The organism is Streptomyces sp. A18, assembly GCF_059026065.1.
The window spans coordinates 378,323-401,005 of record NZ_JBWLKL010000002.1; the positions used below are offsets into that span (position 1 = coordinate 378,323).

Annotated in this window: 20 protein-coding genes; 9 read left to right on the plus strand and 11 right to left on the minus strand. The window is 68.1% G+C overall.

The genetic code is table 11. The features are described from left to right. Position 1: 1 nt before the first annotated feature. The 8 genes from rnpA (at position 2) to AC5P1C_RS04540 (ending at position 6,845) form a co-directional block, all read left to right on the plus strand. Positions 2–373: a ribonuclease P protein component gene (rnpA, locus tag AC5P1C_RS04505; protein ID WP_493864332.1), complete on the plus strand. Its 372-nt coding sequence runs from the start codon at positions 2–4 to the stop codon at positions 371–373. Then, positions 370–729: a membrane protein insertion efficiency factor YidD gene (yidD, locus tag AC5P1C_RS04510; protein WP_493864333.1), complete on the plus strand. Its 360-nt coding sequence runs from the start codon at positions 370–372 to the stop codon at positions 727–729. The genes rnpA and yidD overlap by 4 nt, the downstream gene beginning before the upstream one ends. Before the next feature lie 3 nt (positions 730–732). Further along, positions 733–2,031, plus strand: a complete 1,299-nt coding sequence (yidC, locus tag AC5P1C_RS04515; RefSeq protein WP_493864334.1) for a membrane protein insertase YidC — start codon at positions 733–735, stop codon at positions 2,029–2,031. A gap of 14 nt (positions 2,032–2,045) precedes the next feature. After that, positions 2,046–2,567, plus strand: coding sequence for a Jag family protein (locus AC5P1C_RS04520; protein ID WP_493864335.1), 522 nt, complete (start codon positions 2,046–2,048; stop codon positions 2,565–2,567). 99 nt (positions 2,568–2,666) lie between these two features. Next, a complete protein-coding gene (gene rsmG / locus AC5P1C_RS04525) occupies positions 2,667–3,383 on the plus strand; it encodes a 16S rRNA (guanine(527)-N(7))-methyltransferase RsmG (RefSeq protein WP_493864336.1) in 717 nt (238 codons plus the stop codon). A gap of 342 nt (positions 3,384–3,725) precedes the next feature. Beyond that, the gene (locus tag AC5P1C_RS04530; RefSeq protein WP_493864523.1) at positions 3,726–4,802 is read left to right on the plus strand and encodes a ParA family protein; all 1,077 of its coding nucleotides are present in this window, start codon (positions 3,726–3,728) and stop codon (positions 4,800–4,802) included. Beyond that, positions 4,799–5,911: a ParB/RepB/Spo0J family partition protein gene (locus tag AC5P1C_RS04535; protein ID WP_493864337.1), complete on the plus strand. Its 1,113-nt coding sequence runs from the start codon at positions 4,799–4,801 to the stop codon at positions 5,909–5,911. Before AC5P1C_RS04530 ends, AC5P1C_RS04535 begins: the two co-directional genes overlap by 4 nt. Before the next feature lie 316 nt (positions 5,912–6,227). Beyond that, positions 6,228–6,845: a GNAT family N-acetyltransferase gene (locus AC5P1C_RS04540; RefSeq protein ID WP_160506106.1), complete on the plus strand. Its 618-nt coding sequence runs from the start codon at positions 6,228–6,230 to the stop codon at positions 6,843–6,845. A gap of 137 nt (positions 6,846–6,982) precedes the next feature. Here AC5P1C_RS04540 and trxA read toward each other — a convergent pair whose 3' ends face one another. The 7 genes from trxA to AC5P1C_RS04575 all read right to left on the minus strand — a co-directional run bounded on the left by trxA (position 6,983) and on the right by AC5P1C_RS04575 (position 16,763). Then, positions 6,983–7,315 (minus strand): thioredoxin, encoded by a 333-nt coding sequence (gene trxA / locus AC5P1C_RS04545; RefSeq protein ID WP_135332065.1) that lies wholly within the window; start codon positions 7,313–7,315, stop codon positions 6,983–6,985. Positions 7,316–7,350: 35 nt separating this feature from the next. Then, entirely contained in the window at positions 7,351–8,313 is a 963-nt protein-coding gene (gene trxB / locus AC5P1C_RS04550; RefSeq protein ID WP_493864338.1) for a thioredoxin-disulfide reductase, read from the minus strand. Positions 8,314–8,496: 183 nt separating this feature from the next. After that, the gene (locus AC5P1C_RS04555; protein WP_493864339.1) at positions 8,497–9,495 is read right to left on the minus strand and encodes an RsmA family anti-sigma factor; all 999 of its coding nucleotides are present in this window, start codon (positions 9,493–9,495) and stop codon (positions 8,497–8,499) included. Beyond that, complete coding sequence (gene sigM / locus AC5P1C_RS04560) at positions 9,492–10,226, minus strand: RNA polymerase sigma factor SigM (RefSeq protein WP_493864340.1); 735 nt, start codon at positions 10,224–10,226, stop codon at positions 9,492–9,494. The genes AC5P1C_RS04555 and sigM overlap by 4 nt, the downstream gene beginning before the upstream one ends. Before the next feature lie 33 nt (positions 10,227–10,259). Continuing rightward, on the minus strand, positions 10,260–11,969 hold the full coding sequence (locus AC5P1C_RS04565; RefSeq protein ID WP_493864341.1) for a protein kinase family protein: 1,710 nt from the start codon (positions 11,967–11,969) through the stop codon (positions 10,260–10,262). A gap of 118 nt (positions 11,970–12,087) precedes the next feature. Further along, on the minus strand, positions 12,088–14,358 hold the full coding sequence (murJ, locus tag AC5P1C_RS04570; protein WP_493864342.1) for a murein biosynthesis integral membrane protein MurJ: 2,271 nt from the start codon (positions 14,356–14,358) through the stop codon (positions 12,088–12,090). A gap of 47 nt (positions 14,359–14,405) precedes the next feature. Further along, a complete protein-coding gene (locus AC5P1C_RS04575; RefSeq protein WP_493864524.1) occupies positions 14,406–16,763 on the minus strand; it encodes a DUF6049 family protein in 2,358 nt (785 codons plus the stop codon). A 193-nt stretch (positions 16,764–16,956) separates the two neighbouring features. Between AC5P1C_RS04575 and AC5P1C_RS04580 the strand changes: the two genes are divergently transcribed. Then, positions 16,957–18,423: a CCA tRNA nucleotidyltransferase gene (locus tag AC5P1C_RS04580; RefSeq protein ID WP_493864343.1), complete on the plus strand. Its 1,467-nt coding sequence runs from the start codon at positions 16,957–16,959 to the stop codon at positions 18,421–18,423. Between the two features lie 106 nt (positions 18,424–18,529). On the opposite strand, the gene AC5P1C_RS04585 is transcribed toward AC5P1C_RS04580, so the two are convergent. From AC5P1C_RS04585 to AC5P1C_RS04600, 4 genes are all read right to left on the minus strand, one after another. After that, complete coding sequence (locus tag AC5P1C_RS04585) at positions 18,530–19,033, minus strand: LppU/SCO3897 family protein (protein WP_493864344.1); 504 nt, start codon at positions 19,031–19,033, stop codon at positions 18,530–18,532. Positions 19,034–19,146: 113 nt separating this feature from the next. After that, positions 19,147–20,403 carry an MFS transporter gene (locus tag AC5P1C_RS04590; RefSeq protein WP_493864345.1) on the minus strand — a complete coding sequence of 419 codons (1,257 nt, stop codon included), beginning with the start codon at positions 20,401–20,403 and terminating at the stop codon, positions 19,147–19,149. A gap of 78 nt (positions 20,404–20,481) precedes the next feature. After that, positions 20,482–21,564: an inositol-3-phosphate synthase gene (locus AC5P1C_RS04595; protein WP_493864346.1), complete on the minus strand. Its 1,083-nt coding sequence runs from the start codon at positions 21,562–21,564 to the stop codon at positions 20,482–20,484. Between the two features lie 59 nt (positions 21,565–21,623). Next, positions 21,624–22,310, minus strand: coding sequence for a PadR family transcriptional regulator (locus AC5P1C_RS04600; protein ID WP_493864347.1), 687 nt, complete (start codon positions 22,308–22,310; stop codon positions 21,624–21,626). Between the last annotated feature and the right edge of the window lie 373 nt (positions 22,311–22,683).

Consider the following 22,683-nt stretch of genomic DNA (forward strand, 5'->3'; position numbering starts at 1 on the left):
CGTGCTGCCTACCGAGCATCGGCTGAGGCGGCGCGAAGACTTCGCGACCGCGGTACGCCGAGGACGACGGGCCGGACGCCCGCTTCTCGTCGTCCATCTACGTAGCGGTGCAACGGACCCGCACGCGCCTGGGGAGAGCGTTCCCCCGACGCGTGCGGGTTTCGTCGTGAGCAAGGCCGTGGGCGGGGCCGTCGTACGCAACAAGGTGAAGCGCAGGCTTCGCCATCTGATGCGTGACCGGGTGACTCAGCTGCCCCCCGGTAGCCTGGTAGTCGTACGAGCGTTGCCCGGTGCGGGTGACGCCGCCCATGCACAGCTGGCCCAAGACCTGGATGCCGCTCTTCAGCGGCTGCTGGGAGGGGGCGCTCGATGAAGTACCCACTGCTGGCTCTGATCAAGCTGTATCAGTGGACGATCAGTCCGTTGCTTGGTCCGGTGTGCAAGTACTACCCGTCGTGCTCCCGCTACGGCTACCAGGCCATCGACCGGCACGGTGCGATCAAGGGAACGGCGCTCACTGCCTGGCGCATCCTTCGGTGCAATCCGTGGTCGCTCGGTGGTGTCGACCATGTCCCGCCGCGCAAGCGCCCGCGGTGGCACGAGATGCTGCGTGCCACGTGGCAGGAACGCAAGGGCGGGCCCTCCGCCGCTGGCGTGCCGTCCGGAGAGACCTCCCCGGATACCCCTAACCCGGCCGCCGAGACCCCGTCCCATGCTCAAGGAGCCTGATTAGTGGACACGATTGCCAGTCTGTTCAGCTTCATCACGACACCCGTTTCCTGGGTCATCGTCCAGTTCCACTCGCTGTACGGGGCGATCTTCGGCCCCGACACGGGCTGGGCCTGGGGCTTGTCCATCGTGTCCCTGGTTGTCCTGATCCGTATCTGCCTGATCCCGCTCTTCGTGAAGCAGATCAAGGCGACCCGGGCGATGCAGACGCTGCAGCCCGAGATGAAGAAGATCCAAGAGCGCTACAAGAGCGACAAGCAGCGTCAGTCCGAAGAGATGATGAAGCTGTACAAGGAGTCGGGTACCAACCCGCTCTCCTCGTGCCTTCCCATCCTGGCGCAGTCGCCGTTCTTCTTCGCCCTGTACCACGTGCTCTCCGGCATCGCGTCGAACGACACCATCGGCGTCATCGACAAGCCGCTGCTCGAGAGCGCGCAGAAGGCGCACATCTTCGGCGCCCCGCTGGCCGCGAAGTTCATGGACAGCGAGGAAAAGGTCGCGGCGCTGCACGCCTCGCTGACCGACGTCCGCGTCGTGACCGCGATCATGATCGTCCTGATGTCGTTCTCGCAGTTCTACACGCAGCGCCAGCTGATGACGAAGAACGTGGACACGACGGTCAAGACGCCGTTCATGCAGCAGCAGAAGATGCTGATGTACGTGTTCCCGATCATGTTCGCCGTGTTCGGCATCAACTTCCCCGTGGGTGTTCTCGTCTACTGGCTGACCACCAACGTGTGGACCATGGGCCAGCAGATGTTCGTGATCCGTCGGAACCCGACTCCGGGCTCCAAGGCACAGGCCGCGTTCCTGGAGCGCCTGCAGAAGCAGCTCACGCACACCAAGAAGGTGCGGGGCCGTGGCAACACGAACGTCATCAAGGCGATCGTTGCCAAGGGGCGTGACCGCAACGAGTTCGAGCGCAAGTTCATCAACGGTCTGAGCAAGGCGGGCCTGGCGGCCCAGGCCGACGGGTCCGTCGCGCCGAGCGAGTCGGCCGTCGTCGCGGAGACCGAGGACGGCGCTACGGCCGCCGGCGGCGGTGCCCCGAAGCGGCAGCAGCCCAAGCGCCAGAGCAAGTCGCAGCGCGCGTCCGCCGCCGCACACAGCAAGGCGGACAGCAGCGGCGGGGAGACGGCTTCGGAGGCGAAGACGTCACTGGAGAAGACTCAGGACGAGCCTGAGGACGCCGCTCCCAAGGGCAAGGCCGCGGGCGGCAAGTCCGGGTCAGGTAACGCACGCCAAGCCAAGTCGGGGCAGCGCAAGGGCCAGCAGCGGCCCAAGCACCCGTCCAAGAAGTAGAAGGAGTCCATCCCGTGACGGAAGGCATCACCGCCCCCGCCGAGGCCGAGGTCGAGGCAGGCGACACTCTCACCCGTCTTGAGCAGGAGGGCGAGATCGCGGCGGACTACCTCGAGGGTCTGCTGGACATCGCCGATCTCGACGGCGACATCGACATGGACGTCGAGGCCGACCGCGCCGCTGTCTCGATCATCAGCGACTCGAACAGCCGCGATCTGCAGAAGCTGGTCGGCCGTGACGGTGAGGTCCTGGAGGCGCTCCAGGAGCTGACGCGTCTCGCGGTGCACCGCGAGACCGGTGACCGCAGCCGCCTGATGCTGGACATCGCGGGCTACCGCGCCAAGAAGCGTGAGGAGCTCTCCGAACTGGGCGCCAAGACCGCGGCCGAGGTGAAGAGCTCCGGTGAGCCCGTCAACCTCAAGCCGATGACGCCCTTCGAGCGCAAGGTCGTGCATGATGCGGTCAAGGCCGCCGGTCTGCGCAGCGAGTCCGAGGGCGAGGAGCCGCAGCGCTTCGTCGTCGTGCTTCCCGCCTGATCGCACGTCGTTCTCCCGGCCCCGTCTGTCCGCAGGCGGGGCCGGTCTTTGTCAGCCTGATAGTCAGCCACCCCAGTGCGGTACGGAAGGACGGTCCCCGTGACGGAGGAAGCGGAGCTCCCCTCGGCGCCCGAGCAGGCTCGGGCGGTATTCGGCGAGCGCTTCTCGGACGCGGTCCGGTACGCGGAGTTGCTGGCCGACGCGGGCGTGCGGCGCGGCTTGATCGGCCCCCGCGAAGTACCCCGGCTGTGGGAGCGGCACCTGCTGAACTGTGCGGTCCTCTCCGAGGTCGTGCCCGAGAACGTGATGGTGTGCGATGTCGGCTCGGGCGCGGGTCTGCCCGGCATTCCGCTGGCTCTCGTCCGGCCGGACCTGAAGATCACGCTGCTTGAGCCGTTGCTGCGACGGACGACGTTCCTCACCGAGGTGGTCGAGCTGCTCGGGCTCGACCACGTGACGGTCGTGCGTGGGCGCGCCGAGGAGGTCCTTGGGAAGCTGCCTCCCGTCCACGTGGTGACCGCGCGGGCCGTTGCGCCACTGGACCGCCTCGCGGCCTGGGGCGTGCCGCTCCTGCGTCCCTACGGCGAGATGCTGTTGCTCAAGGGCGACACGGCCGAGGAAGAGGTCAAGGCCGCGGGGGCCGCTCTGGGCAAGCTCGGCGCGGTGAACACCTCGGTGCTGCACGTCGGTGAGGGCGTGGTGGACCCGTTGTCCACGGTCGTGCGGGTGGAGGTCGGGGAGAGTCCCGGCGGTGTGCGCTTCGCGGCCAAGCGTGCGAAGGCTGCTCGGACGGGGCGGACTCGACGTCGTCGCTGAGGGTCTCAGTCAAGCTGTCTCGGCGCCGCTGCCAAGCTGTCTCGGCGCCGCTGCGAAGGGGGCGCCACTCTCGTCGTTCATCCGTCCTGACGACCAGCCGTACTCCACAAAAGCTGCCAAACGTACGCATACCGGGGTGTCGCGCAAGCGGCACCCCGGCTGCCGTGCATCGTGTTTCACGTGAAACGTCGCTCACTGCTGCATGGCATCATCAGTCGCGGCCGCGCTGCGGAACCTCGCGACCGTCGGCCACTCGGTTCCCTCGATAAGGGAACGGAGTTGTCCCCAGAGGTGGATTCGTCCACAGAAGACCGGGCCTCGCTGGTTCATGACCCTCAAAGCATGGGAGGCTCTGTTCATTGCGAGCCTGAAGTCGAGGAGAGTGAATCCTTGCGGTCCGACGCCAACATCGCGGGACCGATGACCGATCCGGTCCCCGGTCCCCGTACCGAGTCGGCGGGGGAGGATGTTTCACGTGAAACACCGCCCCCGATGGACGACACCCCTATCGGTCGTGCTGCCCAACTGGCGGTGGAAGCCCTTGGCCGTGCAGGCGAGGGCCTGCCGCGACCCGAGCAGACCCGAGTCATGGTGGTTGCCAATCAGAAGGGTGGAGTGGGCAAGACGACGACAACCGTCAACCTCGCCGCTTCGCTCGCGCTGCACGGCGCGCGTGTCCTGGTCGTCGACCTCGACCCGCAGGGCAACGCTTCCACGGCGCTGGGGATCGATCACCACGCCGAAGTCCCTTCCATCTACGACGTGTTGGTCGAGAGTAAGCCGCTCTCGGAAGTCGTGCAGCCGGTCCCCGATGTCGAGGGACTCTTCTGCGCCCCGGCCACCATCGATCTCGCCGGTGCGGAGATCGAGCTGGTGTCGCTGGTGGCACGGGAGAGCCGCCTTCAGCGGGCGATCCAGGCGTACGAGCAGCCGCTGGACTACATCCTCATCGACTGCCCGCCGTCGCTCGGTCTGCTGACGGTCAACGCCCTGGTCGCCGGCGCGGAGGTGCTGATCCCCATTCAGTGCGAGTACTACGCACTGGAGGGTCTCGGTCAGCTCCTGCGCAACGTCGACCTGGTGCGCGGGCACCTCAACCCGCACCTGCACGTCTCGACGATCCTGCTCACCATGTACGACGGCCGGACACGGCTCGCGTCACAGGTGGCGGACGAGGTGCGCAGCCACTTCGGCGAGGAGGTCCTGCGGACAAGCATTCCCCGCTCGGTCCGCATCTCCGAGGCGCCTAGCTACGGGCAGACCGTGCTGACCTACGATCCTGGGTCGAGCGGTGCCCTCTCGTACTTCGAGGCGGCACGGGAGATCGCGCTACGCGGCGTCGGCATTCGCTACGACGTACAGCACGCCCACATGGGCGCTCAGAATGACCAGCACAGCATGACGGAGGGGATGCAGTGAGCGAGCGACGGAGAGGGCTGGGTCGTGGCCTCGGCGCCCTGATCCCTGCGGCCCCGACGGAGAAGTCGACCGCCCAAGCCATGGGCGGAGCTACGGCCTCGCCGGGTTCGGTACCGGTACTCACCGCTGAGCGAGGAGTGGCGGCCGCGAAGGTGGCGGCACTCCCGCAGAGCCCCGTTTCACATGAAACGGAGCCGCCGCCGAACGCGGCGGCGGAGACCGAGGAGAGCCCGGTCGGCGCGCACTTCGCCGAGCTGCCTCTCGACTTCATCACGCCCAACCCGAGGCAGCCCCGTGAGGTCTTCGACGAGGACGCCCTCACCGAGCTGGTGACCTCCATCAAGGAGGTTGGGCTCCTCCAGCCTGTCGTCGTACGGCAGGTAGGACCCTCGCGCTACGAGCTCATCATGGGTGAGCGGCGCTGGCGGGCCTGCCGTGAGGCAGGGCTCGAGCGCATCCCGTCGATCGTCCGCGCCACGGACGACGAGAAGCTCCTCCTGGACGCGCTCCTCGAGAACTTGCACCGTGCTCAGCTGAATCCGCTGGAAGAGGCTGCCGCCTACGACCAGCTGCTCAAGGACTTCAACTGCACGCACGACCAGCTGGCGGACCGGATCGGCCGTTCCCGCCCGCAGGTCTCGAACACGCTGCGGCTGCTGAAGCTGTCGCCGGCGGTTCAGCGCAGGGTCGCTGCCGGAGTGCTCTCGGCGGGCCACGCCCGTGCTCTGCTGTCCGTCGAGGACTCGGAGGAGCAGGATCGCCTGGCGCACCGGATCGTGGCCGAGGGGCTCTCGGTGCGGGCCGTCGAGGAGATCGTGACCCTCATGGGTTCGCGTCCGCAGAGTGCCCCGCGGGCCAAGGGGCCGCGTGCGGGCGGCCGCGTGTCGCCGTCGCTGACCAGTCTCGCCACGCGTCTCTCCGACCGGTTCGAGACCCGCGTGAGGGTGGATCTCGGGCAGAAGAAGGGCAAGATCGTCGTCGACTTCGCCTCGCTGGAGGACCTGGAGCGCATCCTCACGACGCTCGCCCCCGGCGAGGGGCCGGTCCTGAAGAACGGACTCGCAGAGGACTCCGCCGAGGACGACACGTCCGAAGGCGAAGAAGCCTGAGCTTCATCAGCCAGTCGCTGAGAGCGCGTGAGAGCGGGCCGTGTCCGGTGTGTACCGGAACACGGCCCGCTCTTTGCTTTCTCACGGTATCGGTGCAATCGCATCGTGGATACGATGCGATTGGGTATGGCGCATCCAGCTGGCAACACCTCATTGGGGAGGGGAGGGCCATGCGATCGGTGAGCCGCACCGGACTGATGACTGCGGGCCTTGGGCTGGGAGCCGTCGGCGGATTCGTCGGCAGCCTGCTGAAGGAACGGAGCGCTCTGACTGCCGCCCGTGATGCGGCGGGCGAAGGAAGTGAGGAACAGCCTTCATGGGGCGTCGGCTCGTACCGCTCACGCTGGACAACCTCCCGGACCTTCCCCAGCGTTGCCGGACGTGTGTCTTCTGGGAGCTGGACCCGGTCAGCGGCCAGGCCGCGGTAAAGGCCGGTACGCCGGAGCTGGAGAAGGAGGCGTGGATCTCCGCCGTCCTGTTGGAGTGGGGATCCTGCGGCCGAGTCGTCTACGTCGACGATGTTCCGGTGGGCTTCGTGCTGTACGCCCCGCCGGCGTACGTCCCTCGTGCCACGGCATTTCCGACGAGCCCCGTGTCCCCCGATGCCGTGCAGCTGATGACCGCCTGGATCATGCCGGGCTATCAGGGCCAGGGGATCGGCCGGGTGATCGTCCAGACCGTCGCGAAGGATCTGCTGCGCCGCGGGTTCAAGGCGATCGAGGCTTTCGGCGATGCGCGATGGGAGAAGCCCGCTTGTGTGCTGCCCGCCGACCATCTGCTGGCGGTGGGCTTCAAGACGGTCCGCCCGCACCCCTCGTATCCGCGGCTGAGGCTTGAACTGCGTACGACGCTCTCCTGGAAGGAGGACGTCGAGTTGGCGCTCGACCGGCTGCTCGGGGCGGTGCAGAAGGAGCCCGTGCTGAGGCCGCTCTGACTCACCACGGTCACGCACCTCTGGCACGCACCACTACTGTCACGCACCCCTGTCATGCGAATGGGCCAACCCAGAAGGGTTGGCCCATTCGTGTTTCACGTGAAACAACGCGCCGCTTGTTGCGGCGTCGGTCGCTACTACTCGGCGATGAAGTCCGCGAGGTCGCGCTCCAGCGCGGCCTTCGGCTTGGCGCCGACGATCGTCTTCGCCACCTCGCCGCCCTGGTAGACGTTCAGGGTCGGGATGGACATGACGCCGTACTTGGCCGCGATGCCGGGGTTCTCGTCGATGTTGAGCTTGACGATCTCGATCTTGTCGCCGTGCTCGGCCGCGATCGCCTCGAGCGACGGGGCGATCTGGCGGCACGGGCCGCACCAGGCGGCCCAGAAGTCCACCAGGACGGGCTTGTCGTTCTTCAGGACGTCTTCCTCAAAGGAGGCATCAGTCACGTTCTTCAGAGTGCCGGCCACGGCGGGCTCCTTAATTCGGTGGGGAGGATGGAGTGTCAGACGGTGGCTGCTGCGGCCGTCTCGCTGTCCACGAGGGCAGCGAGGAACCGCTCGGAGTCGAGGGCGGCGGAGCAGCCGGTACCGGCCGCCGTGATCGCCTGGCGGTACGTGTGGTCGACGACGTCACCGGCGGCGAAGACACCGGGCACGTTCGTCCGGGTAGAGGGGGCGTCGACCTTCAGGTAGCCCTCGTCGTCCAACGTGAGCTGCCCCTTGAAGAGCTCTGTGCGCGGGTCGTGGCCGATCGCGATGAACAGGCCGGTCACGGGCAGCTCGGAGGTCTCGCCCGTCTTCAGGTTGCGCAGCGTCAGGCCGGAGAGCTTCTGCTCGCCCTTGATCTCGGCGACCTCGCTGTCCCAGATGAAGCTGATCTTCGGGTCGGCGAAGGCGCGCTCCTGCATCGCCTTGGAGGCACGCAGGCTGTCGCGGCGGTGCACGATCGTCACGGACTTGGCGAAGCGGGAGAGGAAGGTGGCCTCCTCCATCGCGGTGTCGCCACCGCCGATCACGGCGATGTCCTGGTCCTTGAAGAAGAACCCGTCACAGGTCGCGCACCAGGAGACGCCACGGCCGGAGAGCGCGTCCTCGTTCGGCAGGCCGAGCTTGCGGTGCTGGGAGCCCGTCGTCACGATCACGGTCTTCGCGTGGTGCACGGTGCCCGCCGTGTCCGTGACGGTCTTGATCTCGCCGCTGAGGTCGACGGAGATCACATCGTCCGGCACCAGCTCGGCGCCGAAGCGCTCGGCCTGGGCCCGCATGTTGTCCATGAGCTCGGGGCCCATGACGCCGTCCTGGAAGCCCGGGAAGTTCTCCACCTCGGTGGTGTTCATCAGCGCACCGCCTGCGGTGACGGCGCCCTCGAACACCAGGGGCTTCAGCGACGCTCGCGCGGTGTAGAGCGCCGCCGTGTAGCCGGCGGGCCCGGAGCCGATGATGATCACGTTACGGACGTCGGTCACGGCTTGATTCCTCGTCTCTGGAGACTGCTGCGTACTGCTGGTGGGTGCCTGTCTCAGGTCTCTCACCCCACCCAACGGATCCTACGGGGCATGCATTCCCGACGTGTCCGAGCGCACGGAAGCATGTCAGGGACGTCAGGATGCCACGCGGGGCCGTACCCTCCCGCCGCAGCGGTGGGAGGGTCAGGGCCGGGCGTAGGAGTTGGTCAGCAGTACCTTGCCCGCAGCGGTGGCCGACGACGCCTTGTCCACGCACGTGGCGTCGATGACGTACGCGGAGACCTTCGTGCTGTCGGAGTCATGGGACGCTACGACGAGGTAGGCGTCCTTCCCCTTGTACGTGCCTTCTTCGGCGGCGAGCGGTGTCCTGTCGCCGATGCCGAGCTGAATGCATTGCGGGACGGTGACCGTGGCCTCGCGCAGCGGCGTGTTCTTGTCCTTCTCGGGGCTGGATCGCACGCCGAAGGACGGCTCGCCACTGCCGGAGTCGGACCCCGTGGTGGGCTTCTCACGGAGGAGGTCAGTCACCTGGCCCTTGAGCGTGCCCTCGGAGAAGGCGTTCGCCGAGTCGGAGTGGCCCGATGCCGTGTCGTTCCCGCCGCCCGAGTCGGTGTCCAGGTTCTGCATCAGCAAGGAACCGAGGCCGATGGCGGCCGCCGTGAAGACAGCGCCGAGTACTACGTTGCGCCGACGACCGCCGCGGAAACGGCTTCCGCGTCCAGGCCCCGTGGCGGCGCGGGGGTGTCCTGCCGGCCGGTCTGCGGGCGGGCTGGAGGCCGCGGTGCGAGAAGGCGCAGACGACTCCGACGGCAGGGAGGGCCCAGAGGGTTCAGCGGCGACGGGCGTTGTTTCACGTGAAACATGTGCGGCGGCCGCAGGCTTGAGTGCCGCATCCGGATCGACCGACTCGTCGGAATCGGGGGCGATGGAGTCCAGCAGAGCTTCCGCCGCCAGCGCCGCGTCGATGCGGCCGGCGATATCGGCGGGCATGCGTGGGGGTCCCGGCAGTGTGCCGAGCAGGCCGCGGATCTCTTCCAGGGAGTCGTAGACATCGGCGCAGAGGGTGCAGTCGTCCAAGTGCCGTCGCACGTCGACGCTTCGGGACGGAGTGAGTAGTCCCTCCGTGAGGTCGGAGATCTCAGCGACTTCTGGGTGCCCGGCCGAGTCGGTCGTGGTTGTCACGCTCGCCCACCTCCGCCCTTCACAGCAGCTGAATCGCTTGGTCCCGCATCCCTTGGCCCTGCTGCAGGTGGGACGGATGTCCCCTGCGTCCGGTTCCTTCCCGGGCCCGACTTCTTGCCGTCCTTGTCCTCGCCGCCGTCTCCGCCCTGCGTACGCACTTCCGTGCGCAGGTGGGTGAGCAGCGGCTGCAATCTGGCTCTGCCGCGTGCACAGCGGCTCTTCACGGTGCCGGTGGGGATTTCCAGCACGCGGGCGGCCTCGGCCACGGGATAGCCCTGCATGTCCACCAGGACGAGGGCGGCGCGCTGGTCGTGCGGCAGTGTGCCCAGAGCCTCGACGACCTCGCGGTGGAGATCGCCGCGCTCGACGGGGGCCGCCGCCGACTCGTGCGGATCGAGGAGCTGCTCGAGCCGTTCGGTGTCGTCGATGGGGGAGGTCTTCCGGGATGCCGCCTTGCGCGCCCGGTCGAGGCAGGCGTTCACGGTGATCCGGTGCAGCCACGTCGTGACGGCCGACTGCCCGCGGAACGTGTGCGCGGCACGGTACGCGGACACCAGGGCGTCCTGAACGGCGTCAGCGGCTTCCTCGCGCTCGCCAAGCGTGCGCAGGGCCACGGCCCACAGACGATCGCGATGGCGCCGGACGAGCTCGCCGAAGGCGTCCTTGTCCCCTGCCACGTGGCTGGCGAGGAGGTCCTGGTCGCTCATCTCGCCGTGCGTGGTGTTGTCCACCGTCGAACCCCCTCCCCCGGTGAGCCTCGGTCCTCAGCCCGTGAACTTCACGTCCGTGATGGCCTGCTTGTACCCCGCACCGCTGTACTCATCACGCGGCGACCGAGGTACGTCGGTGAGCCAGACGAGTACGTACCTCGCCTTGACCGGATTCTTCGCCTTGATCTTCGCGGTTCGGCCGTCGGTCGTGACGGTCCCGATCTTCTTCATCGCGCTCGGGGGCGTCGACGAGGACATCGAGTCCGTGGCGTAGAGCTCGACCGTCGTGTGGTCGCCGCCGTAGCGGAGCCCGAGCGACGCGGCCGACACGTCCTGTTCCTTGCCGAGGTCGTAGACGATACCGACGCCGGGCTTGTACGGGGCCAGCTTGGGGCCCCCTATGAAGCTGTTGGTCCGCCAGTACGTCGAGTCGTCCCCGTCGTACGTGTTGGGAACGCCCTGAAGGTCCTGGGCGTCGCCCTTGAGAACGTACTCGCTGCCGTCCACGATCTTGATCGGCTGCGGGGGCTTCGGCTGGTTCTTGTCGCCCTCGTCGGAGGTGTCCGAGCTGCCGGGGTCATCGGAGTTCCCCCGGTCCATCAACGCGTCCGCGAGCTGCCAGCTGCCGAGCCCCAGGGCCGCGATGAGCAGTGCGGACACAGCCCACTTGAGCGCCTTGCCGGTACGGCTCTGCAGTGGGGGTGGCGGGGTCGGCATCGGTTGAGTGGCGCCGGGGCGTGGCGCGGTGCGGCCGTAAGTGCCCTGCTGGTAGGTCGTGCGCTGGTACTCGGGGGGTGCGGTGAACGCGGGCTCCGGCGGGCGGATGCGCGGCATCTCACCGATCGCCTTGACCAGCTCCTCCGGCGTCGTGCACGGCGGCTCCTGGCGGGAGGCGGTCGCACCCTCGTTCACGAGCGCGCGCATGGCGAGCTCGGAGAGGCCCCTGTGCACGCCTGCGCGCACCTGGTCGGGGGCGATCAGGCCGACGCCCTTGGGGAGCCCGGAGAGGCCGTACGCGTCGTCCTCGTACGGCCAGCGCTGGGTCAGCGAGGCGTACAGCAGAGCGCCGATCGCTTCGGTGTCCGTGCGCTGTGGGGTGTCGGAGCTGATGCCACGGAGCGCCGCGTTCACGGCGAGGCCGCGGATGCGGTACTGACCGGAGGACGTCCGCAGCACCGCGCTCGGGGTCAGCCGCAGGTGCGCGAGCCCCTCACGGTGGGCGGCCGCCATGGCCTGGGCGACCTGACCGACGAGCTGGTACGCGTCGTGCGCCTCGAGAGGGCCCGCAGCGAGCAGCGCGGTGAGTTCCGTGGCGTCTGGCAGCCACTCGTGCACCACGTAGACGAGGTCGTTCTCCTCGACCGCGTCCAGGACGTGCACGAAGCGGGGGTCGCCGAGCAGCGCCGACGAGCGGGCCGCGGCGAGCACCGATCGTGCCCGCGGATGGTCGGCGGGCAGCAGATGCACGCCGACGGCTCGGCGGAGTTTCTCGTCCACCGCACGCCAGCTGCTGAAACCGTCCAGACGGGTGACGCACTCTTCGAGTCGATAGCGTCTGGCGAGCTTGTGACCGCTGTGCAGCTCGGGGGGTGATGCCGCCCCCGAGCTTGTGGACTCACCGGTCTCCGCTGTGCCTTCTTCTGCCGTTTCCCGCTCCCGGGTCTGGGCCACCCCGTCGGCCGTGGCCTCGTCCGCCTTCGCGGTCAGCGGCTCATCGCCGCTGTTGTCTGCCACGTCGACGGCAGCCGTGCTCCGTTCCGCCACCGTCGTTCCTGCCTCCCCATCCGTTGCGCTTCGTCAGACGCCAAAGCCAATTGTGCCCACAGTCCGGCGCTATGCACGACACGCGGTGGCCGGTGATGGTTGTGCGAACCGCCGGATCTCACCGTCCGAGACGGCCGCGGACCATCCCGACCATGGAATTGAGCTCCGCAATCCGCATCTTTCGGGCGGCTACGAAGAAGACGCCTCCGAGGACGATTCCGCCGCCGATCAGAGCGGCGAGCGAGCCGAGGACGCCTTGGCCGAGCCCTTGGGTGATCGCGTACGCGGCGGCGCCGCCGAGGAGCGCGGCGGGCACTGATGCCATGCCGAGGCGGGCGTACGTACGCAGTACGTGCGAGCCGTCCAGATCGCCGCCCAGCCGCTTGCGCAGCCGCTGCCAGGCGACGCCTACGCCGATCGCGTAGGCGAGTCCGTAGGACGCGGCCATACCGGCCACCGCCCAGCGGGTCGGCAGCAGGTAGAAGCAGAGCACGGCAGCCACCGCGTTCACGAGGGCCACGATGACCGTGTTGTAGAACGGGGTGCGGGTGTCCTCGTAGGCATAGAAGGCACGCAGGACGACGTACTGCACGGAGTACGGAATCAGGCCGAGGCTGAAGGCCATCAGCATGTAGCCCATGTTCGTGGCGCTGTCGGAGCCGGAGCCGCCGAAGATCAGCGTGCACATCGGGATGCCGAGGGCGATGAACCCGAACGAGATCGGGACGATGGCGACCGCCGTGTTGCGCAGTCCTTGGGAGATGTCGTCCCGGACGGCGCCGGTGTCGCCGTCGTGAGCCGAGCGGGACAGACGGGGCAGCAGGGCGGCCATCAGCGAGACGGTGATGATGGCCTGCGGCAGTCCCCAGATGAGCTGGGCGTTGGCGTAGGCGGCGAAGCCGGTGCCGTCGACACCGGAGTCCTTGCCCGCCGCGGTGGACAGCTGGATGACGAACAGAGCGCCCGCCTGGTTGGCGAGGACGAAGAGCACCGTCCACTTGGCGAGCTTCGCGGCCTTGCCGAGGCCGTGGCCCTTCCAGTCGAAGCGCAGCTGCAGCTTGAACCCGGACTCGCGCAGGTACGGGATCATCGCCAGGCCCTGTACGACGATGCCGAGAAGGATGCCGATGCCGAGCAGGCGCTCAGCCTCCGGCGGCATCGTTCCGGCGGTCATGCTCGAGGTGTCGACGGTGCCGTACACCCAGATGAAGGTGCCGAGGGTGAAGATGATGACGAGGTTGTTGAGGACCGGGGTCCACATCATCGGGCCGAACGAGCCGCGGGTGTTCAGGATCTGCCCCATCACCACATGGACGCCCATGAAGAAGATCGACGGCAGGAAGTACCGGACGAAGGTGATCGCGACCTCGTTGGCCGCAGGATCGTTCGCGACCGGCACGGAGAGCAGGCGGACGAAGAGTGGTGCCGCGAACATCGCCGCCACTGTGAGTGCGCCGAGCACCACCATGACGACCGTGAGCAGGCGGTTGGCGTAAGCCTGGCCGCCGTCGCTGTCCTCCTTCATGGCGCGGACGAGCTGCGGCACGAAGACCGAGTTCAGACCACCGCCGACGGTCAGGATGTAGATCATCGTCGGCAGCTGGTAGGCCACCTGGAAGGTGTCTCCCAGAAGGCCGACGCCCAGCGCGGCGACGATCAGCGCGGAGCGGATGAAACCGGTGAGCCGGGAGACCAACGTGCCCGCGGCCATCACCGCGCTCGACTTCAGCAGGCTCGCCGCGCGTCCGCCGCCGCCCGACTTCGGGGCCGGTGCGGGAGTCGGCGGAGCTGCCGGGGCCGGGACCATCGGGGGCGGCTCCGGGGGCTGATAGCCGCCCTGCTGGTAGCCGTTGCCCTGGGGATAGCCGTTGCCCTGGGGGTAACCCTCCTGGGGGTAGCCGCCCTGCTGATAGGTGGCGGCCTGCTGCTCGCGGTAGCCGCCCGGCTGCTGGTCACGGAAGAGGTGGGCGAAGGCGTCCGGCTCGTGGCGCTCCTCGCCGGCCTGGGTGACCAGGTCGTCGACGCCCACGAACTGCGTCGTACGGGCGTCGTCGCCGTACGGGAGGTGTCGGGTCGGACCTTCGGGTTCGGGAGCCGGGGTCTGGGCCCACACGCGGGGGTCAGGGGCGTGCTGCGGGGAGGGCGGCTGGGCGTAGAGCGGCTGAGGGTCCTGGTAGTAGCCAGGCGGCGGCGGAGGGTGCGAGGCGCGGTCGTACAGCGCCTCGGTCACCGGATCCTGGGCTGCGAGGTCCTGCGCCCGGTAGGGGTCCTGGTCGTAGGCGTCCTGGAGGTACAGGTCCGGGGCAGGCTGGGGTGGCACCTGCCCGTCCTCAGGGGGACCGGAACCGCCCGCGCCCTGGCCACGGTCACCGTCGTACGGCGCGTTCATGGATTACCCCACCTCATCGTCCCCGGGCCCACCGGCCACGACATCGCTCAACGGTCCACTCTCTCACCCGTGTCCGACGGGTCGGCGCTTTCCGGAGCGGTGTCCGGTGTCGGGTCACTCGGCTGCTCGGGGTCGTCCTCCCCCGACTCTGTGCCGGGCTCGCCGTCGGGGCCGTCCTCCGGGCCCTCCTCGGCCTGCCGCCGGGCGGCGCGCTTGCGCTGGGTGTACATCCGGAAGCCGGCGAGCACGAGGAGCAGCACGCCGCCCGCGATGACCAGCATCACGGTGAGGGTGATCTCGGTGACGTTCACGTCGAAGCGGACCGCTTCGCCGTACGGCTGGCCGTCCTCGGTGTAGAGCTGGGCGTAGACAGGGACCGGGCCGTTGGCGTTGGCCGTGGTGGTGAACTTCACCGACTGGGCGTGCCCGCCCGCGACGTTGACCGGCCGTTCCGAGTACGCCTTGTCGTCGATCTTGAGGCGAGTGGGGTTCTCCGACGTCAGGCGCAGAACCATGTGGTCGACGCCCTGGACCAGGTTGTTCTGCACCGTCACCGGGATCGTCGCGCTGCGACCCGACAGCTTCGCGTCGGACTTCTTGATCAGCGCTACCTGTTCGATGAGCGTGGTGAGGTAGTTCTCCACGCCTTGGCGGAACGTGGCCGCCTCGGCGCCCCTGCCCCGCCAGGACGTCGACATCTCGCGGTCTATGGCCCGCCCGAAGGGCGTGATGACGCGGTCGGGCTCGCTGAGGATCGTCTGGAAGCGGTTGAGCTTGTTCTGGGTGTTCTGGATCGACTTGAAGGCCGACTTCGGCAGCTCCTGCTTGCGCAGCGCCGCCGGGTACGACCCGACCGAAGGCACCTGGGTCGTGGCCGCCGGGTCCGGCTTCGCCTTCGCCGCCGCCGACAGGTCCTGCGGTTCCGACCAGCGGTCGTCGGAGAGGCCGGTCAGCGCCTTCGCCATCGCCTGGGCCTGGCTGGCGGTCGGCATGCGCTGTGGGGCGACGACGATGCTGCGCTGATTGTCCGGGTCCTGCAGCGTGACCATCAGGCTCTGGGCGAGGAACTGCTGCACGGCGAGCGTGGAGTTCTCGGCCCCCGTCATGTCGCCCTGGAAGGCCGTGGAGAGGCGTGCGTCGGCGACCACGGCCGTCGTGCCGCCGCCGATGGGCCGGGCGGCGTTGGGCGTGTACGGCAGCCCGCTGGTCTCGCGCAGGCTGTCGCTCCGGGCGATCACCGAGTGGGCGCCCGCGGAGGTGGAGACGTCGACGATCGAAGGATCGAGGGCGCCGTCCACGGGCCACGCGAAGTCCGACTGCGGCTTGACGTGGAGGATGGAGTCCACGGCCATCGCTCCCGCCACAGTGGCGTCCTTGAGCTGGCCCAGGGATCCGGTGACGGCCTTGCCGTTGTGGGCGAGCGAGGCCAGGTCGGGGTCGGCGAAGGGCAGCGCGACGACCTTCTCGTCCTTCACGGTCTGCTCGAGCTTGTTGAGCCACTCCTTGGCGACCGCCTGGCCCTTGCCCGCCGTGGTGCTCCTGCCGTCGGCGGTCTGCACCCGGTAGTTCCGCGTCATCGCGTCGACGGAGGCCAGCAGGTCGGGATCTATGACCCAGGTGACGTCGAGCTGGCGGCCCAGGGACAGCATCTGCTCCAGGCGACCGCCCGGAGCGAGCTCCTTGGCCAGGTCGTCGTCCGTGAAGACGGGCGTCTGCTGCTCGTCAGACCCGGTCTCCGCTGTGAGGTGCGAGGTGGAGATGAGGGGCCACAGGTACGTCGTCCTGGTCTTCGTGTCTGCGGCGTCCGGCTGCCACGGCAGGAAGGTCCGCTCGAAGCCGAGCACCTGGGACCACGGCTGGGCGGCGGTCCGGCCCGTCAGCGACACACCGAGCTGGTAGACGCCGTCGGCGCCGAGATCCAGGGCCTTGACCGGGACGGAGATGCTGAAGTCCTGGCGGATGCCGGGAGCGAGCTTGGAGAACTTCTTCGCGTACTTGCCGCCGACCTCCGTGCCGTCGGCCCCTGGCTGGTAGCCGGTGCGCTTGGCGGCGGTATCGATCTGGCTGCGGCCGTTCAGGACCGGTCCCAGGCGCAGCCCGACCTCGGCTCCTGTCACGGCCTGCTTGCCCTCGTTGGTGACGGTGCCGGAGACGGTGAGCGTGTCCCCGTCCGACGGGGCGGTGGGTGTGAGTTTGTTGAGCGAGACGTCGACGGTGTTCGAACCGGTGGCGTCCGCTGCCGCGCCCGCTTCGGCGCTCGGCGCCGCGGCGTGCGCGGTCTGCGCCGTCGGCAGCTGCAGCATCCCGGTCAGCAATGGGGCCGCAGCCAGCAACGCTGCCGTACGCCGCAGCCACCGGCGGGCAGGTGAGGGACTGGTCCCCGGGAAGTCTGCCGCCTCGGCCACGCGTTGCCCGTCCTCGTTGTCGTCAGTGGTCGTCGGTTGTGCGTCCACGCATGGTAACGAGGTGCGCTGTGACGAAGTGCCGCGGACTGCTCCACATGATCGGAAGACCTGGCCGGGGAGGGGCGCGCGGTCACGGCGGCCCCGTCGAAAACGGGGCGGCCCGGGGCGTCCGGGGCACGTACCCTTTTCTGTTGTGCCGAACGCCAATGAAGAAAATCCCAGCGCACTGAGCCAGGTGCAGCGCCGCGCGGTCAGTGAACTGCTGCGTGTGTCCCCTGTCGCGGACGATCTTGCCCGCCGTTTCCAGGAGGCCGGGTTCTCCCTCGCCCTGGTCGGCGGGTCGGTCAGAGACGCGCTCCTTGGCAGGCTCGGCAACGACCTGGACTTCACGACCGACGCCCGCCCCGAGGACGTACTGAAGATCGTCAGGCCGTGGGCGGACTCGGTGTGGGAGGTCGGGATCGCCTTCGGCACCGTCGGGAGCCAGAAGGACGCCCGCGTCGGAGACGCTGATCAAAGCTTTCAGATCGAGGTCACGACGTACCGCTCCGAGGCGTACGACAGGACCTCGCGCAAGCCCGAGGTGTCGTACGGCGACTCCATCGAGGAAGACCTCGTACGCCGTGATTTCACCGTCAATGCGATGGCCGTCGCTCTCCCCGAGAAGGAGTTCGTCGACCCGCACGGCGGTCTCGAGGACCTGGCAGAGCGCGTCCTGCGTACTCCTGGCACCCCGGAGGACTCGTTCTCGGATGACCCGCTGCGGATGATGCGGGCCGCGCGGTTCGCCGCGCAGCTGGACTTCGAGGTGGCTCCGGAGGTTGTCGCGGCCATGAAGGCGATGGCCGAGCGCATCGACATCGTCTCTGCGGAGCGCGTCCGTGACGAACTGAACAAGCTGATCCTCTCGCCGAACCCTGCGAAGGGACTTGCTCTACTTGTCGACACGGGCCTCGCCGACCGCGTGCTGCCCGAGATTCCGGCGCTGCGTCTGGAGAGTGACGAGCACCACCGTCACAAGGACGTCTACGACCACTCGCTGATCGTCCTTGAGCAGGCGATGGCGCTGGAGGAGGACGGCCCGGACCTGACGCTGCGGCTCGCGGCACTGCTGCACGACATCGGGAAGCCGCGGACGCGGCGCTTCGAGGACGACGGCCGGGTCTCCTTCCACCACCACGAGGTGGTGGGCGCCAAGATGACCAAGAAGCGGATGACGGAGCTCAAGTACTCGAACGAGCTCGTGAAGGACGTCTCGCGCCTGGTGGAGCTGCACCTGCGCTTCCACGGCTACGGGACGGGCGAGTGGACGGACTCGGCCGTACGCCGCTACGTACGCGACGCGGGCCCCCTCCTCAGCCGGCTGCACAAGCTGACGCGGTCCGACTGCACGACGCGCAACAAGCGCAAGGCCAATGCGCTGTCCCGTGCATACGACGGCCTGGAGGAGCGCATCGCGCGGCTTCAGGAGCAGGAGGAGCTGGACTCGATCCGTCCCGACCTGGACGGCAACGAGATCATGCAGGTCCTGGACGTACGGCCGGGCCCGGTGATCGGCCAGGCCTACAAGTTCCTGCTGGAGCTGCGGCTGGAGAACGGGCCGATGGAGCGGGACGCGGCGATCGCGGCGCTCAAGGAGTGGTGGGCCGCTCAGGAGTGAGGCAAGGGTCGGCGCGATGTTTCACGTGAAACATGAAGCGTCGCGCCGACCCGGGCATGCGAAGGGGCACTGTTTCACGTGAAACAGTGCCCCTTCGCGTATGCCGCTACTTGGTGGTCTTCAGGCAGAGCACCACGTCGTGACCGGCGCCGGTCTGGTAGTAGGAGACCTCGGTCCCCTTCACCGCGTCGCACTTGCTGACGCTGCTCGTGTCGTCGAACTTCTCGATGACCTTGAACTCGGCGTCACTCGAGGAGCAGTCGGTGTTCTTCAGGTCCGGCTGCGACTGCGTGCCCTTGTTGTGCAGGCAGTCGCCGACGGCAGTTGTTTCCGCGTCGCTCTTGTTCAGCTGCCCCTTCACGACGAAAACGACGATGCCGACGACGATGACGGCACCGATGCGCAGGGCCAGCTTCTTGGCACGCCCACCGCCACTCGGAGCGGCCGGAGGCGGAACCGGCGCCCCCTGGTTGTACGGCGGGTAGGGCTGCTGCGGAACGCCGGGCTGGCCGGGCTGGACCATCTGGTTGGCGGGCGGCTGCTGTCCCTGACCGTAGGGATTCTGGCCCTGGTTGTACGGATTCTGGCCCTGGGGCGGCGGAGTAGTCATTTGGGGGTCCCCCTAGAACGCGAGCGCGATGGCGCGGATACGACGTCCGTAAGTTATAGGGACGCAGTGACATCTCTGAAGCCGGAAGGGGCTCTGTGGCATTGATGTGACACTTACTGAGCGCCAAATTTGGCCATAGCGGCAGAAATTGCTGCGTAGATAACGGCCACCGTGACCACCAGCGGAGCCGAGCGCCCGTCAGGCGGCAGTATCAGGGCGGCTACTCCTGCCGCGGCGACGAAAGAGACGTTGAACAGGACGTCGTAGACCGAGAAGATCCGGCCGCGGAAGCTGTCGTCCACCGTCGACTGCACCACCGTGTCCGTGGCGATCTTCGCGCCCTGGGTCGTCAGGCCCAGCAGGAACGCGGCGATCAGCAGTGGGGCGGGCGCGAAAGGGAGAGCGAGCGCCGGTTCCAGGACTGCCGCCGCCCCCGCGCAGACGGCGATCCACCCGGCGGCCGTCAGTTGGTTCACCGCCCAGGGCGTCACCACGGCCGCCGCGAAGAAGCCCGCGCCCGAGACACCCACAGCGAGCCCGAGCAGGGCCAGCCCGTCGGACTCCGAGGACGACCAGGCGTACCGGCAGAGCATCAACACCATGACGGTCAGGGCTCCGTAGCAGAAGCGCATGAGCGTCATCGCGAGCAGGACGAGGGCGGCCGGGCGCCGCTGCGACAGATGCCGCACCCCGGCCACCAGGTCCCGTGCCGTACCGGACAGTGCCGCGCCGAGCCGGGGCCGCATCAGCTCCGGGTCGGGGCCGAGGAGTTCACGGGCCATCCGCAGTGAGGCGAGCGCCGCACAGAGATACAGGGCCGCCCCGAGCAGGACCACGGCCGCGTCCGAGTCGGAGCCCACCAGGCGTACGACGAACGCGAGCCCGCCGCCCACGGTGGCGGCCAGCGTTCCTGCCGTCGGCGACAGGGAGTTGGCCATCACCAGCCGCTCGGCGTCGACCACGCGCGGCAGCGCCGCCGAGAGCCCGGCGAGGACGAAACGGTTGACGGCCGTGACACAGAGCGCGGAGGCGAAGAAGAGCCAGTCGGGCACGCCGCTCAGCATCAGCACCGCGGTCACCGAGGCAAGAGCGGTCCGCAGCAGACTGCCGTATAGAAAGACCTGACGGCGCGGCCAGCGGTCGAGGAGTACGCCGGCGAAGGGCCCGACCAGCGAGTACGGCAGGAGCAGCACCGCCATCGCGGAGGCGATGGCTCCCGGCGATGCTTGCTTCTCCGGCGAGAAGACGACGTACGTCGCGAGGGCCACCTGGTAGACGCCGTCCGCGCCCTGGGAGATCAGCCGCACGGCGAGCAGACGCCGGAAGTCCCGCAGCCGCAGCAGTACGCGCAGGTCACCGACGACAGCCATGGGGCACAGCCTCACATACGAAGAGGGCCCCCGGGCGGATTGCCCGGGGACCCTCAACGGCAGTTCATGGAGCGAGCTTTAGCGCTCGACCTCGCCCTTGATGAACTTCTCGACGTTCTCGTACGCCTCGTCGTCGAAGTACTGCACCGGGGGGGACTTCATGAAGTACGAGGACGCGGAGAGGATCGGGCCGCCGATGCCGCGGTCCTTGGCGATCTTCGCGGCGCGCAGCGCGTCGATGATGACACCGGCCGAGTTCGGGGAGTCCCAGACCTCGAGCTTGTACTCGAGGTTCAGCGGGACGTCACCGAAGGCGCGGCCCTCGAGGCGGACGTACGCCCACTTGCGGTCGTCGAGCCACGCCACGTAGTCCGACGGGCCGATGTGGACGTTGTTCTCGCCCATCTCGCGGTCGCGGATCTGCGAGGTGACGGCCTGCGTCTTCGAGATCTTCTTGGACTCGAGGCGGTCGCGCTCCAACATGTTCTTGAAGTCCATGTTGCCGCCGACGTTGAGCTGCATGGTGCGCTCGAGACGGACACCGCGGTCCTCGAACAGCTTCGCCATCACGCGGTGCGTGATGGTGGCGCCGACCTGCGACTTGATGTCGTCGCCGACGATCGGGACGCCCGCCTCGGTGAACTTGTCGGCCCACTCCTTGGTGCCGGCGATGAAGACCGGAAGGGCGTTGACGAAGGCGACCTTGGCGTCGATGGCGCACTGCGCGTAGAACTTCGCCGCGTCCTCGGAGCCGACCGGCAGGTAACAGACGAGAACGTCGACCTGCTTGTCCTTGAGGATCTGGACGACGTCGACGGGGGCCTCGGAGGACTCCTCGATGGTCTGGCGGTAGTACTTGCCCAGGCCGTCGAGGGTGTGGCCGCGCTGGACGCTGACGCCCTTGTTCGGCACGTCGCAGATCTTGATGGTGTTGTTCTCGCTGGCGCCGATGGCGTCCGAGAGGTCGAGGCCGACCTTCTTGGCGTCCACGTCGAAGGCGGCGACGAACTCGACATCACCGACGTGGTACTCGCCGAACTGGACGTGCATCAGGCCCGGGACCTTGGTGTCCGGGTCTGCGTCCTTGTAGTACTCGACGCCCTGGACCAGCGAGGCGGCGCAGTTGCCCACGCCGACGATGGCTACGCGAACCGAACCCATTCCGGTTGCTCCCTGTGTGATCTGTGTATTCCGGATGAGACCCCGCGGACCGCGGGACCTCACTTGGCGGTGTCATCGGACGGATCCGGCGGCGGGTTCGTGTCCCGCCGCCGGGGCAGGCCGCCCGACTCCCCAGATGTGCTGTCGTGCTGAGCGGAGCTGTCCGGGGCGGACCGTTGCTGGTCCCGCCCCGCTCGCTCGCTCTCGATGAGCTCGTTCAGCCAGCGCACTTCGCGCTCCACGGACTCCATTCCGTGCCGCTGCAGCTCAAGCGTGTAGTCGTCCAGGCGCTCCCGGGTACGGGCCAGGGAGGCGCGCATCTTCTCCAGACGCTCCTCGAGGCGGCTGCGACGCCCCTCGAGCACCCGCATGCGTACGTCCCGCGATGTCTGCCCGAAGAAGGCGAAGCGGGCGGCGAAGTGTTCGTCCTCGTACGCGTCGGGGCCGGTCTGTGAGAGCAGGTCCTCGAAGTGCTCCTTACCTTCCGCCGTCAGCCGATAGACGATCTTGGCGCGACGCCCGGTGAGGGGAGCCGCGAGGGCCTCCTCGGGGGTGCCGCCCGATTCCTCGATCAACCAGCCGTTGACGACCAGCGTCTTGAGGCAGGGGTAGAGCGTCCCGTAGCTGAAGGCGCGGAACACTCCTAGCGATGTATTGAGCCGTTTACGCAGCTCGTAGCCGTGCATCGGGGACTCACGCAGCAGGCCGAGCACGGCGAACTCGAGGATGCCGGAGCGTCTGCTCATCTTCGCCTCCCGTCTGCCAGCGTCCGTCGACACGGTCTTTATGCCGAGCTGATGTATCGACTCGATACATCGAGACGATAGAACGGCCTCCCCGCTGAGACAAGAGGGGAATCGGTGAACGGCGTCACATCACCGATTCGTAGGAAGTAACTTGCCTGATTTGGGGTGAACTTCTGCGCTAAGAGGGTTTTGACGGTGCGTAGTCTGTGCGCCATGCAGACCGCCGGGAACCAAGTGACGCGTGAGGGCGTCGTTGTCCCTGGTGTAGTGCGGATGAGCGCTGGGAAGGGCGCATCCGTACTTCGGGGGGACCGGAAACCAGCCGCCGTTTCCAGGCGCGGATATCCGCGCCTGCCCGAGGAGTAATCGTTCG